The sequence below is a fragment of the Vibrio sp. KUL70 genome, assembly GCF_059725515.1.
This window is the reverse complement of the sequence record NZ_AP045835.1, coordinates 620,327-632,587: the sequence shown is the minus strand read 5'-3', so window position 1 is coordinate 632,587 and position 12,261 is coordinate 620,327. Positions and strand designations below refer to the sequence as shown.

General features: G+C 40.6%; 13 protein-coding genes. 3 read left to right on the top strand and 10 right to left on the bottom strand.

The genetic code is table 11. The features are described from left to right. Positions 1-236 precede the first annotated feature (236 nt). Positions 237-518 (top strand): hypothetical protein, encoded by a 282-nt coding sequence (locus tag AC6I7V_RS16875; RefSeq protein WP_498012331.1) that lies wholly within the window; start codon positions 237-239, stop codon positions 516-518. On the opposite strand, the gene AC6I7V_RS16870 is transcribed toward AC6I7V_RS16875, so the two are convergent. Then, positions 515-1,672, bottom strand: a complete 1,158-nt coding sequence (locus AC6I7V_RS16870) for a GGDEF domain-containing protein (protein ID WP_338062736.1) — start codon at positions 1,670-1,672, stop codon at positions 515-517. The two genes, AC6I7V_RS16875 and AC6I7V_RS16870, sit on opposite strands and share 4 nt — an antisense overlap. Before the next feature lie 281 nt (positions 1,673-1,953). Here AC6I7V_RS16870 and AC6I7V_RS16865 point away from each other — a divergent pair, with 281 nt between their 5' ends. After that, positions 1,954-4,881 carry an alkaline phosphatase family protein gene (locus AC6I7V_RS16865; protein WP_498012330.1) on the top strand — a complete coding sequence of 976 codons (2,928 nt, stop codon included), beginning with the start codon at positions 1,954-1,956 and terminating at the stop codon, positions 4,879-4,881. A gap of 40 nt (positions 4,882-4,921) precedes the next feature. Here AC6I7V_RS16865 and AC6I7V_RS16860 read toward each other — a convergent pair whose 3' ends face one another. The 4 genes from AC6I7V_RS16860 to AC6I7V_RS16845 all read right to left on the bottom strand — a co-directional run bounded on the left by AC6I7V_RS16860 (position 4,922) and on the right by AC6I7V_RS16845 (position 7,382). Beyond that, positions 4,922-5,392: a GNAT family N-acetyltransferase gene (locus tag AC6I7V_RS16860; protein ID WP_498012329.1), complete on the bottom strand. Its 471-nt coding sequence runs from the start codon at positions 5,390-5,392 to the stop codon at positions 4,922-4,924. Positions 5,393-5,456: 64 nt separating this feature from the next. Further along, complete coding sequence (locus AC6I7V_RS16855; RefSeq protein WP_372063496.1) at positions 5,457-5,720, bottom strand: HP1242/YdcH family protein; 264 nt, start codon at positions 5,718-5,720, stop codon at positions 5,457-5,459. 133 nt (positions 5,721-5,853) lie between these two features. Continuing rightward, a complete protein-coding gene (trhO, locus tag AC6I7V_RS16850) occupies positions 5,854-6,837 on the bottom strand; it encodes an oxygen-dependent tRNA uridine(34) hydroxylase TrhO (RefSeq protein WP_498012328.1) in 984 nt (327 codons plus the stop codon). A 287-nt stretch (positions 6,838-7,124) separates the two neighbouring features. Continuing rightward, positions 7,125-7,382 carry a DUF2999 family protein gene (locus tag AC6I7V_RS16845; protein WP_032553574.1) on the bottom strand — a complete coding sequence of 86 codons (258 nt, stop codon included), beginning with the start codon at positions 7,380-7,382 and terminating at the stop codon, positions 7,125-7,127. 275 nt (positions 7,383-7,657) lie between these two features. Here AC6I7V_RS16845 and AC6I7V_RS16840 point away from each other — a divergent pair, with 275 nt between their 5' ends. Further along, positions 7,658-8,251: a peptide deformylase gene (locus tag AC6I7V_RS16840; RefSeq protein ID WP_498012327.1), complete on the top strand. Its 594-nt coding sequence runs from the start codon at positions 7,658-7,660 to the stop codon at positions 8,249-8,251. 66 nt (positions 8,252-8,317) lie between these two features. Here the strand turns inward: AC6I7V_RS16840 and AC6I7V_RS16835 are convergent, their stop codons facing one another. The 5 genes from AC6I7V_RS16835 to AC6I7V_RS16815 all read right to left on the bottom strand — a co-directional run bounded on the left by AC6I7V_RS16835 (position 8,318) and on the right by AC6I7V_RS16815 (position 11,367). Next, on the bottom strand, positions 8,318-8,881 hold the full coding sequence (locus AC6I7V_RS16835) for an outer membrane beta-barrel protein (RefSeq protein WP_498012326.1): 564 nt from the start codon (positions 8,879-8,881) through the stop codon (positions 8,318-8,320). Positions 8,882-8,897: 16 nt separating this feature from the next. Then, positions 8,898-9,431, bottom strand: coding sequence for a cytochrome b (locus tag AC6I7V_RS16830; protein ID WP_498012325.1), 534 nt, complete (start codon positions 9,429-9,431; stop codon positions 8,898-8,900). A gap of 45 nt (positions 9,432-9,476) precedes the next feature. After that, entirely contained in the window at positions 9,477-10,145 is a 669-nt protein-coding gene (locus AC6I7V_RS16825; RefSeq protein WP_498012324.1) for a hypothetical protein, read from the bottom strand. A gap of 76 nt (positions 10,146-10,221) precedes the next feature. Next, positions 10,222-10,671 (bottom strand): peptide deformylase, encoded by a 450-nt coding sequence (gene def / locus AC6I7V_RS16820; RefSeq protein ID WP_498012323.1) that lies wholly within the window; start codon positions 10,669-10,671, stop codon positions 10,222-10,224. A 12-nt stretch (positions 10,672-10,683) separates the two neighbouring features. Next, a complete protein-coding gene (locus tag AC6I7V_RS16815) occupies positions 10,684-11,367 on the bottom strand; it encodes an EAL domain-containing protein (RefSeq protein WP_498012322.1) in 684 nt (227 codons plus the stop codon). Between the last annotated feature and the right edge of the window lie 894 nt (positions 11,368-12,261).

The following is a 12,261-nucleotide window of genomic DNA, read 5'->3' as shown; positions in this document are numbered from 1 at the left end:
GCTTGTTTGAAAAATTTGAACAAGTGAACACTGAATTGTTATTCGCAGTGAGTTAGCGATTTTAACCTGTAATTGGCACTATTACTTATAGGCAGCACTGAGGTGATAAGGAGCTAAAAGGCAGTTTTAAACGTCACTTGCACTGCATAAATGTGATAATCGCACACTTGAATATCAGAAAATTCGTGATTACTGACTATACTTACAATAGGGATGGTCTAGTCAAGGAGGCGACGATGGCTGTGCGATCTAAACACAACGATAGAAGTGGCCGAGTTGGTTTTGAGAACGATTTCACCACAGATCAACGTCAGCGTTTTACTGAAGTAGCAAACGCGGCGTGCCGACGCAGAAAAAAGAAAGAAGAACTCGATAGACCTTTCTTTCTATCTGCGAAAAACGTGGCTCTGAACTCTGTTTTAAAGCCCAAGAAAATGAGCCCGAGTAAACAGCGCCAAGTTATTTGGATAGTCATTATTGGCCTTATCAGTTTATGGGCTATGTATATGGCAGGCTAGTTGGATTGTTGGTGCAAAGCAGTGACATTACTTGGTATTGACTCGATAGGTTTAGGTGGTTCAAAACGGTTCACATCTTCAATTAAAGGCGTCGTCAGATTGTCTTGGTAATAAGCGAAACGGTTTTTTCCAGAGTGTTTGGCAAAGTACATCGCCTTGTCAGCACATCGCGTCAGTTCGGCAAGATCTTTAGCATCGGTTGGGTACATCGCCACTCCAATACTCAAGGTGAGTTTACCTATTTGGTTATTAGTAAGGTTCTCGTTATCAAACAAGCCACTGATTCTATGTAAAATACCATCCAAGTCCTGCTTGCTTTTTACATCATAAAGCATCAACACAAACTCGTCGCCAGCGAAACGGGCAATCGAGTAATCATGCTTATGAGTCGATCTGTCTTTGGTGCGAACATTATTCTTTAGACGCTGAGCGAAATGTTGTAACACACTGTCACCAACATCATGCCCGAAGCTGTCATTGATGGTCTTAAAGTTATCAATATCTAGAAACACTAAAGCCGTGACGCTGTTGTTGGTATTGACGGTGTTCAGCTTTTCAATCGCCCATCGTTCAAAACTCCAACGGTTAGCGAGCCCTGTGAGCTGGTCTCTATAGGCGAGGTCTTCAATCCCCTCTTGGTATAGACGCTGAATGTAGCCAACAGCCTTAGTGAAGTAGTATGAAGAGACATGACACACGGCACTCATGGTCACCAGGCTCAGAGAAAAGCGATGAGTGCTGTTAAACGGCAGAACGAATTTATGGGGCATCAATGCCGCCAAACCACCAAGAAATAGTAAAAAGGAGACACTGAGAATTAAACCCATGCGAAATTCGTTAATGAAAATCACTGCGGCCAGAATCGGATAGAGCCAAAGCATTCGCTCTGGAATGGTTCCGCTGTAGAGAAACAGCACCACGCCTTGAATCAGCAACACACAGCTCAACAAAATCTCACAATAGTGGGGTTCTCGAACTTTCTTGATGTAGATGGCATTAATGACGGCAATAACGGCGAACATCATTTCAAAGACGGAAAGGGTGTAATAGCCATCTTGGAAATAAGCCCAAGTGTAGAAAAGGAATAACGCTGCCGAGATAAGTGAAAAGGAGTAAACGATTTTCTGCTTTCGAGTCGAACGAATATCAGCCATCTCTTCTAAGTGTCTTCCGACCAACTTGTTCATTTTATGTGCCGTAGTGGAAATCAATGCTCTAATCTTAGGTTAAATTGCTCCAATAAATGATACAAATAACTGCAAATAGTGTGATTGGTCTCTAAGTTTCATATAAATAAATCAATAAGTAAGAATTAATCCACTGGCTAATCGGGGCATTGTCATTTTTTCTCGCTGCAAACTAAGGTTGACTAATAAACATGGAATGGAACAATACGTCAGTCTTATAAATCGATTGCTTAGCCAAAGGATACCTAATGAAACAGCTTTTTCGTTTTCCTTGTTCAACGGCATTGCTAAGTGTATTACCGCTTAGTTTTGTGGCGGGAAGTGTGCATGCGCAACTTTCAGAAACGCCTGTGATTGGTGGTGTATTCAGTTCAAGTGAAGTCTTGAAAAATCAGGTTGTTTCTAGTTTGAGTTACTCAGCGACTCTGACCCGTGATGCGACGCTGTTTACGATCGCTGGTGTGACGTTAGATGTTTACATATTGGCGCTTCCTTTGGATGCGAAAACCAAAGCGCGCGTGATTGCTCAACTATCAAATCCTGCTTATTCAATTCCGCTGGGGTACTTTCTATATAGCTATTACGATCGCTACGCGGGCATTGGCAATGAAGATGTGTTCAAAGAGTATCTGGCGACGATTTACGACGAAACGACGTTAAAGGGGTTTGAGCATAGCTTGTACCGTTTCGGGGATGCGCCTGCAGAGAAAGAAACGCATTCTGAGAATCACCAACATCCTGATACTTCAACAGAAGCGACGGGGCACCACGAGGGGATTCGAGTTGATGATAAGTTTATTGCCAATATGGTAGTGATCTACGATGCATTATTCGATATCGGTGTGTGGCGAGACATGGACACCCTACCAGATAGCTATACCTATTTGACGGATAGTGAAGAAGATCTGGCGATCATCAATAAAATCCAACCGATTGTCGTGGGTTTGATTGAAAAGGCTGCGCAAGGCATGGAGCCAAGCGACATTCGTTCAGCATTGATGACCATCGTTGAAGATGGCAAGCAGGAAAATGCGAATAAGCCGAATAACAAGGCGCAAGCGCTGACAGTTACCTTGATCGATTTTGTCCGTCTTAACTTGCTTAAGGCTTATCGACAGTTTGTTTTCAAAGAAGAGAGAACCGAAGCGCTCGATGATTGGATGCAGCAAGCCTTCGACGACAATCCACAAGATTTGATTGAGTTCCTCTCTTCGCAGCAAAACCGTCGCTTTGCGGTCCAAGTGACCGTTGATGGCTTGCAGCAAGGTTTGATTGAGGGGTTGGTTGACCCTAGTATACCGTTTATCTCGGTTGCGAATCAGCATCATCAAAATCGTGAGCAGTATAAACCTAAGCTCGAACCTGTGATTGAACCGCCGCATGTGCAGCAGGTGAGCTTTATGGCGCAACTGGCTGAACAGGCGTATCAAGACCAACACTACCTGCCTTTCTTTAAGAAGCTGTATAGCGAACATAAAACCAATATTAGTCGAGTGGGTGTGTCATCGACGCCGACCATCAGTGTTCGCAATCTACCGATCATTAAAACTGGCGCACGCGTCTCCGGTGAAGGTGGTACAGGGGTGCCGAACTTTCATTTTGTTGATCGAGACATCGACCGTGCTTACTACTTCTTCGGCAATGATGCGCTGCAGTTAGATGTGTTGATGGCGGACAATAAGGTGCAAACCATGTTTGATCGCCTTAACTACCTAAAAACATTAAATTGCAACGCTCAATACGATTGGAATGCACATACCACATACGATGGCCTAGTGAATCTTGGTTTTGGTGAATCTCTGCGTGACTACGGTGAGAAGCGCTGCTTGAAAGAGTTAGAACAGCGAGCGGATGTAGAGCTAACTTTAACGGAAATGCGCCAAGCGTTAATCGAAGATATCCAAACTTACGAAAGGATTTCAGGCTTTGATCTTTTTACTAAGCTTGCCAAAAAAGCACAGGTTGAACAGGCGATATCTCAATACGCTGAGTTAGATGGACAAGGTATGCCGGATTACACCTTGATCTATAACCCTTGGCCGGATCATTTTGCGCACTTCACGGGCCCATTCAGTAATGAGATCTTAATGCCGACCGGTGAACTCAACCGCTTGGATTACTGGCTGACACAAGTTGAGAATACCTATAAAGCAGCAGGCGTGTATTCGCAAACCCTGTGGGGTATGGCCGGAGACCACGGTTTAACACCTGTGTTCTACGCGCTGAACCCAGAGAAACAGGTACTCGAAGCTTTACAGCAAGAGCTTGATTACCCAATCGTGGTTGAGAAGATTTCGTCTGATGAAGGGGAAGGGCCGAAGATCACTAACGCTCTTGATTACCCAAGCCTTAAGGCGGTGGATGTAGTCGTCGCTTCTACTGCTGGTGGTAATTTTATGATGGACTTCTTCAATTCACAGCAGGGTTGGAAGGTTCAACCTGTTTATCAAGAGCTGACCGATTGGGCTCCACTGGCTGCGCCTACAGGGACCAGTATCGATATCATAGATCAGATAGCGAAGCGTCTACCTGAATCGCTAGACTATATGGTTGTGCGCGAGGACACTTGTAATGCGGATAGTTGCTCGGTACGAGTCATTGGTAATCGTGATAAACAGCGTTTGGATGAGATTATCACCCGTAAAGGGGGCAAGCTGTTCTATGAGTCGCTAGAAGCTGGCCAGCGTCCGAAGCTTCTGAATACTCAGCAACTTAACCCTTACCTTCCTCAACCTACGGACTCTGAGTTTGCGGTTTATTCTCGCCTAGTGGATAAGTGTTTGAATCGCGCCGTTAAGTCTCAACCTGCGACTTGGTGCAGCGCTAACGAATGGACACAATTAACACGCTTTACGCCAAGACCTGACTCAGTAAACCAGTTAGCCAATATCTATTTGGAAGACAGAGCCGGTAGTGTGAACCTGTTCCCGAAAGAGGGAATTGGTTACAACACTAAGGTGCCGGGGAGACACGCTGGTGAAGATTATCTGGAAAAAGACGCCTTCATTGGTTTCTGGGGAGACCCAATTGGCGAAAACTCAACTCCACTGACTATTGAAGCGAATGGCTCACTGGCACCGACCTTGTTTCAATACCTAACCGGTGAGCAAGTTGTGGCTGGAGAAGATGGTTGGGGCTTTCCATCTCTAATCGATAAGCTTGATATTCGAAAGTAATCGACTGAAAAACGATCTGAGGTGGCTTTCAGGACTGTCTCTACTTGGTGACACGAAGCGCTAGACTGACAAAGTCCGCTTCGCTGTCATCGGTTATCTGAAAGCCTAACCTTTTATAAAAAGCGATCGCTTTCTGATTGCGCCTAAAACTCGAAAGGGTGATGGCTTCACGCTCTTCTTTGATGGTGAGATCTTGGATATCTCTCATTACTCGATACCCTAGTTTTCGATTTTGGTACTGCGGGAACACGATCAACAAATGCACGTGATAGGCTTGCTGATAAGGTTTGTAGCAGACTAAACCGACTCGCTCACCTTGGTCGTGTATCCAATAAAACCAGTCTGGTTGATAGTCATTGTTTATCCGTTGCCTCTGAAATTCATCATCCCATCCAAAGACGGCTTCAACATGGGAATAAAGCGCCTCTTTTATCACCGAAAACTGCGTTTCGGCTTCGGAAGGAAGAATGGGGGAGTAGCGTAATGGAAGTGATTCGACACCTTGTCTCATTGTTGAAAGAACGTCCCTGTATCTGCATATTTATGTGTTGCTGTGACTTGAATTCGAGTTCTTGTTATTTGGATTCTTCAGCAAGCTGATGGTGGCGAGATAGCTGCTTGTAAAGTGTGTCTTTCAGTTCCATGCGTTCCACTTTTAGGTTGTGCATGTTGTCGTCATCGATTGGGCTACCAGAAACTTCAAGTTCGCGGATGGTGTAGTCGAGTTCGTGGTATTTCTGCATGTTATTTTTGAACTTAAGGTCGTCGTGGTTAAGCTGCACGATATCGAGTTTAAACTCTGGGAAGTCTAGGATAAAAGCGTGGTTGTCATTGAGCATTCTAGTGTCCTCATTAATTTATTTGCTTACCAGTATAGAAGCATAACCATTAAAGAAATGTGTCACTGAACGCAAAGCTCGAAAGCAATAAAAAAGGGCACTAAAAGTGCCCTATCTATCTCAAAAATAACAATTATTTATTGTTTGCTCGCTGTTGAGCTTTCTTTTCAAGTTTTTGCTGTTTTCTCTGTTCGATCAACTGCGCAGCGTCGCCACCGATGTGAGTTTCGCCGCGAGCAGCAGAAAGCTGTACCTGCTTTTCACGCTCTCTAAAGCGTTGTTTCTGCTCTTCAGTGTGTTTGTCGATACACTTAGGACAGCTTACGCCTTTTTCATAATGAGCAGACTGCTTGTCTTCTTCAGTGATTGGTAAACGACACGCATTACACACGTCGTAGCCACTCTTTTCTAGCTGGTGGTTAACCGCAACACGGCCATCAAACACGTAGCAGTCACCTTCCCACATGCTCTCTTCTTCAGGCACTTCCTCAAGGTATTTTAGGATGCCGCCTTCAAGATGGTACACCTCTTCAAAGCCTTGCTCTTTCATGTAAGCCGTCGACTTTTCACAACGAATACCACCGGTACAGAACATCGCTACCTTTTTGTGTTTAGCCGGATCTAGGTTGTCCTCAACGTATTGTGGGAACTCACGGAAAGTTTCTGTGTTTGGGTTCACTGCGTTTTTGAAGGTGCCGATATCGACTTCGTAATCGTTACGAGTATCGACCAGTACTACATCAGGATCTGAGATCAGTTCATTCCAGTCTTTTGGTTTCACATATGTACCCACTACGTGGCGAGGATCAATGCCCTCAACACCCATGGTCACGATCTCTTTCTTGAGCTTAACTTTAGTGCGGTTAAACGGTTGTTGTTCGTTAAATGACTCTTTATAGACAACATCGGCTAGACGTTCATCAAGCTTGAACCAAGCAAGCAGTGCATCGATTGATTCGCGTGAGCCCGCAACTGTACCGTTAATGCCTTCTTGGGCAAGCAGCAAGGTGCCACGGATTTGATTGTCGAGAAGCAGTTGAGTAAGTGGTTGGCGGATATCTTGATAATCATCCAGTGCGACAAACTTGTAGAGTGCGCATACAACATATTGAGACATGATTTTTCCTTTCGCGAGCTGGAGCGTAATTCCAGAGCAATCTCACTTGTCAGTGAGGGATTTATAAATAGTTTTCGGCGTGAGTATAGCTAAGCTTGTCGAGCACAAAAACCAACCAAAGTTAGGGCTATTTAGCACTGCTATTTGTGTGGTTTTATTGTTTTTTCCGCTTGGTGAAAGATTCACCCATAAGTTGCGTTATATCGTTTTCATCAGTGACAAAAAAACGCGCCCAATAAGTTATGTCATAACCTGTTGGGCGCGTTTTGTATTGGGTGAAAGCCGTATTAGCCTTGCTTGTTTAGCTGCTCTTTTGCTGCTTCTACTTTTGAGAAGTCTAGGCCAAGCTCTTCTACTGCTTCTTTGATAAGTGCAGGGTTTTGCATTACTTGGCCCATAAGAAGTTGTAGCTTCTCTTGAGGCAAGCCAAGCTGGCTGATGGTTGCCATTGCAGCTAACGGGTTTTCAGTCAACGTTTTGAAAATGCTGTTGATCTGCTCATCACCGATGTTGTTCTCTTTTAATAGCGCAATAATTGGGTTCATTACCTTACCTTTAAACTAGCGACTGTTAAATTTGGGGCATTTTAGCATTAGTAAGCACATCATTGGAATAAGAAACTTGATACTGAGGTAGAATGAATTAAATGGAAGTCACTTTATTAACTTAAATAGATCCGTAAACTGCACTGGAATTTATATTATGGTGCAATAAAAAATCTTATATTATCTATATTTTGCACCAAGGTTGAAATTTTTAAATAACATTATTTTAAATTTTAAATTGGGTTTTATAGTTGATTACTTCAAGGAGGAGTATTATGAATCTAACTAAAGCTACATATATATTGTTAGTGTTAGTCTGTATCTCATCATATGGATGTACGAGTGTGAATAGTGATGTTGATGAAAAACTATCAATTGACGATTTGGTATATACAGGTCCTGTCTTAAAGGAAAAGGCTGATAACGTAGTACCTCATTCTGTTGAAACGAAGAATTTAATTAATAGATTAATTGAAAGAGCGAACACAGGCAAGAATGCCGTAGGGTTAGCAGCACCTCAGTTGGGTATAAAAAAATCAGTGTTTGTTTATCGCGTGCCTAGTGTTGTTGATGGCATCGCAACTTTTCCTGAGTCATGGGAAGTCGCGCTTAATCCAAGTTACTCGCCGATAAACAAAGAGGTCACTTTGATGGCCGAAGGATGCTTTTCTGTTCCTCATTTCTACAGTAAATCTGTTCCGAGATATAAGAAAATAAGGTTTCGATACCAAAGTATAAACGGTGATTGGCATCAAGTTATTGTAGATGGCTATAAATCACAAATCATTCAACATGAAACAGATCATCTTAATGGAATTCTGTATATAAATAAAATCGAACCGAGAGATCTTAGGCTTATAGAAAAATGATTGTTTTACTGATAAAAAAGTCCCACCAATGTGGGACAAAAGTAACAACACGGGGAAATCTATGCATCAAAAGCTATAGCCAGCACCGAGGAAGAAATGATTGTTAATATCAAGCCCTGAGAAGTCACCGGATGTACGTATACTTTTATAACTAGCATCTATAAAGATAGGAGTCTTTGGTACGCTTATTTGAGCACCTATTGAATAGCTAAACCACAAGTCGTCGTCTGTCGAAGACAATTGTGTTTGGTTTTCTTTGACTTTAGCGTCAAAGTATGTGCCACCGATATCGGCATAGAGCTTTAACCAATTGAGAATGCTTGGACGATAAATAGGTCCTATAGATAAACTTGTAATTTTGTACTCGACGTCGATATTGCCATCGTTCAAGTCAAAATATTCGCTATCGGATGTTGAATTTTGTAGAGAAATAATAAATCCCAAATTGCTGTTATTATTTATTCTCGCGTAGTTTACACCAAATCCTTTTAACGATTGATCGATTACGTTATACCCTTTGAAAGCGCCAAATACAGCACCTACTGATACATAGTTTTCGGTGGTTCCCGAATCTGCAAAAGATAAAAAAGGTAAAAAACACATAGGAATTGCTTTAATAAATTTGTTCATCATCCATCCTTTATATTTATTTTTTACCGAACATACGGTAGAGAGTATTATTATTAATGTACTGATTTTTAAGAGCACCTAATACATGTAGTGTTACAAACAGAACAATCCAATTTACAGAAGCATGGTGGATTGTAGACGCCAACGTGAATAACCATTCGTTTTTCTCGCCCAGTACAAAAACTTGTTGACCGAAGAAACTGAACCCTCGACCGCTTGATATGCTTATCATCAGCCCTGAAACTGGCATGAGTACTGTAAAAAGTAGCAAAAGGAACTGCGTGAGTTTAGCTAAGAGTACTTGCCAGTCTGAGTGATCTGTATTAGATATAGGACCGTTTGTTAGCCGCCATACGATACGAATTGAAGCTATCAATAGCAGTATTGTTCCTAAAGATTGGTGGCGCGAAATCAATAGCCCTTTAGCCTCTCCTCTTGGTAAATCAACCATATAGAAACCGATAACGAAGGTCGCTAGAAATATAATTGCTGTTAGCCAATGTAGGGTAATTGTTTGCCAAGTAAGGCTTTTATCTATGTTGTTCATCATGTTTTTCCAGTTCTTCTATTATAATTTATCGTTATATTTATAAGTTTAAAATTCGAATTTTCTCCCCATGTGAACAATTGTTACATCTGCATATCCGAGCCTGACAGATTCAAATCTTTGGCTTATCATATTGGCTTGCTGTTCGTCTTTGGCCAAAATAGAAATAAGGTAGGTTGGTCTTCTGGACCTTTTACTTTCAAATTCTTGAATATTGATAAATGAAGAACTGACTGTACCAACCTGATTTAATGCGATAATTTCTTGAAGGTCGATTCCAAGAACGCGATCAATTTCCATGAGTTCGATTCCATCTTTCCAAGTAAATGTAAGTCCATAATTGTTATTCAACGGTGTATTATCTAACCACTTTTCGCCTACAATGACGATATTATCTAATTTCATTTCGCCACTTTTCACCATAGGTAGAGCAGAAATCATCTCCTTTGCCTTTTCAACATTGTCGCTTTGAAGCACCAATCTTAATGTTCTAACTTTATATTGACCAATGTCGTCTGAATTGATATACATATCTTTAATAGTGCCATTTTTGTACATTTCTCGTAATAAATCCCTTTGCTCGGAGGCTAAATGACTAATGCGATCAGCGTCACTTTCTTTGATTTTTAAAGAAATACCGAAACCTTCGGCATGGGCGTAACTCAGCCCAAGAAACACGCAAAGAATAACTGATAAAATTTGTGAAGATAATTTCATTTTGGGTCTCGCTATAATGTGATAAAATTTAAGTTCTTTTTTTGCTTATACAGCCAATGATCTTAATTTGTTTCTCCTAGTTTAAGTAGTCTATAAATAAAACTCCTTCTAAGTGGTCGCATTCGTGTTGAATATACGCCGACAACATCCCTTTGGCATCCATAACTATTTTTTTTCCAAAAATATCTGTATATCTAACGCGGATTCGATCAAGTCTTGTTAATCTCGCACCTATTTCCCCTACTGACAAGCAACCCTCAGAACTCAACTGTATTGACCCGTCGATAGACTCATAACTTGGATTAATAAATACGGTCGGCTTATGTTTCTCAGACTCCAAGTCAATTACGAATAAACATATATTTTCTCCAACCTGGGGAGCGGCCAAACCTACCGATGAATTAACGTTCATTGTTTCAATGAGGTCTTTAACCAAATTGATAACTTGGTTGTCAATATCTTCGACTGGTTTAGAAATGGTTCTTAGCCTAGGGTCTTCCATTGAGACGATATCTAGAATAGCCATAATGTTTCTTCTTTAGTTAAATAAAAAACCTTGTAGTAACGGAGTTTCGACCTCATAATCGAGCATTGTTTGAAGTTCTTTTCTTGTCTCAACTTTTTCGAAGATTATTATTGGCTGAGATACTAATCCTGATAAAAACTGAAGAAACAGGTCTTTATCTAGTTGACTCGTTATATCTATCTTTAGATAATCGACACAGTTTATGCACTTTACTAATAGGGTTCGCCAAGTTGTGTCATTAAAAATATAATCATCAAGAGCGATTTCTATCCCTCTGTCCTTTAGATAGAATAAGTGTTTTAATATAATATGGAACCTAAGTTCTTCGAAGTTTCTTTCAGTTAGTTCTATGCATATTTTAATACCACTTTGGTTAAGATATTGGTGAACGAGAGCAATATCTTTACATATATTGAAATCCTCTAACTGCCAAGGCTCTACATTTATAAAAAGAACCTGACCTGATTTGAATCCTGTAGTTTCATTTTCCCATTGAAATCTGGCCAATGTTTTCAACTGATTTCTTAGTAATAGGTTAATATTTGTTCGAGATTCAGGTGTGAATGAAAAAAAATCTAATCCCATATCTTTAAAGTTAGCTGTTAGTATTTCAAAACCAAAAGTCGACCCTTGTTTTGTTACTATTTTCTCTAATTTAATTCTCGCTAATGGTATGATTTTTTGTTTAATGTTCATTTTTACTCCAAAGCTCGGTTGTTCAAATAGAGCGTAACCCAAAAATAAGAAAAGTAGCTGTAGGTCTAGTACCTAGTTGACCGATACGAGACAAGTGCACTATTTGCCAATTGCCAATTTGTTGATCAATTTACACTGATATTGATCATGCGGTGAGGTTTAATGTTCGTCAATTAATTAACATAAAAATAATATTAATTATTATTAATCTGTACTCATCACTGCTCGTCACGAGCAACCAGGTTGGTATATGTAAATTTACCCTTTCCCTTATTAATATCTAGGTTGGCAATTAATGTTAATATTATTGTTTTCGGTAATAGTTTAGCTATGAATTTTCTAAACATATCCGAAGTAGGAGTTGACGAGAATTGGTAGGGGGAGTTTTTATTTCTTTAAATTACCATTATCCACGACATAATGGTTAGATTTTGACAAATCAGACTTATTGGTTATCAAAATAAAGATGATGAAGGAAAATTATAGGTATAGGTAAGTAAGGCGATTTGGCAGGCTATGAAGATAAGCTTCATCTTAAGATGAAGCTTCTTGTAAGTGTTAGCCTTGAGGTGATAAGTATACGCAACCGGTGCCTTTTGAAACTATATGGGGAGAGTGTTCAGTTATTTCTACTCGAATGAACATTGGGGTACAGTTCAGTCGGCCAATAAGCAAAATAGTGTCAAAGTATTTCAAGTACACACCATAAAATGTTACTTTTTGTTCTAGATTCTCGCGATTTAGGGAGCTAGAAAAAAAAAGTCGGTTGAAAGTTATATTATTTTCAATTTTGTTTTCTACGCATGGAGCCTCGATGGTAAACTGTAGTTCATGTTTGTAAAGGATCGCTTGAAAAACCCCAAAAGCAATAATAATTTCAGCGAAAAGCAAGAA

Excerpts from the sequence above, each read along its gene's own strand:
- def (WP_498012323.1), bottom strand. The coding sequence starts at position 10,671 with ATGGCTATTCTAGATATCGTCTCAATGGAAGACCCTAGGCTAAGAACC.
- AC6I7V_RS16875 (WP_498012331.1), top strand. The coding sequence starts at position 237 with ATGGCTGTGCGATCTAAACACAACGATAGAAGTGGCCGAGTTGGTTTT.
- AC6I7V_RS16825 (WP_498012324.1), bottom strand. The coding sequence starts at position 10,145 with ATGAAATTATCTTCACAAATTTTATCAGTTATTCTTTGCGTGTTTCTT.
- AC6I7V_RS16845 (WP_032553574.1), bottom strand. The coding sequence starts at position 7,382 with ATGAACCCAATTATTGCGCTATTAAAAGAGAACAACATCGGTGATGAG.
- AC6I7V_RS16815 (WP_498012322.1), bottom strand. The coding sequence starts at position 11,367 with ATGAACATTAAACAAAAAATCATACCATTAGCGAGAATTAAATTAGAG.
- AC6I7V_RS16840 (WP_498012327.1), top strand. The coding sequence starts at position 7,658 with ATGAATCTAACTAAAGCTACATATATATTGTTAGTGTTAGTCTGTATC.
- AC6I7V_RS16860 (WP_498012329.1), bottom strand. The coding sequence starts at position 5,392 with ATGAGACAAGGTGTCGAATCACTTCCATTACGCTACTCCCCCATTCTT.
- AC6I7V_RS16835 (WP_498012326.1), bottom strand. The coding sequence starts at position 8,881 with ATGAACAAATTTATTAAAGCAATTCCTATGTGTTTTTTACCTTTTTTA.
- AC6I7V_RS16865 (WP_498012330.1), top strand. The coding sequence starts at position 1,954 with ATGAAACAGCTTTTTCGTTTTCCTTGTTCAACGGCATTGCTAAGTGTA.
- trhO (WP_498012328.1), bottom strand. The coding sequence starts at position 6,837 with ATGTCTCAATATGTTGTATGCGCACTCTACAAGTTTGTCGCACTGGAT.
- AC6I7V_RS16870 (WP_338062736.1), bottom strand. The coding sequence starts at position 1,672 with ATGGCTGATATTCGTTCGACTCGAAAGCAGAAAATCGTTTACTCCTTT.
- AC6I7V_RS16855 (WP_372063496.1), bottom strand. The coding sequence starts at position 5,720 with ATGCTCAATGACAACCACGCTTTTATCCTAGACTTCCCAGAGTTTAAA.
- AC6I7V_RS16830 (WP_498012325.1), bottom strand. The coding sequence starts at position 9,431 with ATGATGAACAACATAGATAAAAGCCTTACTTGGCAAACAATTACCCTA.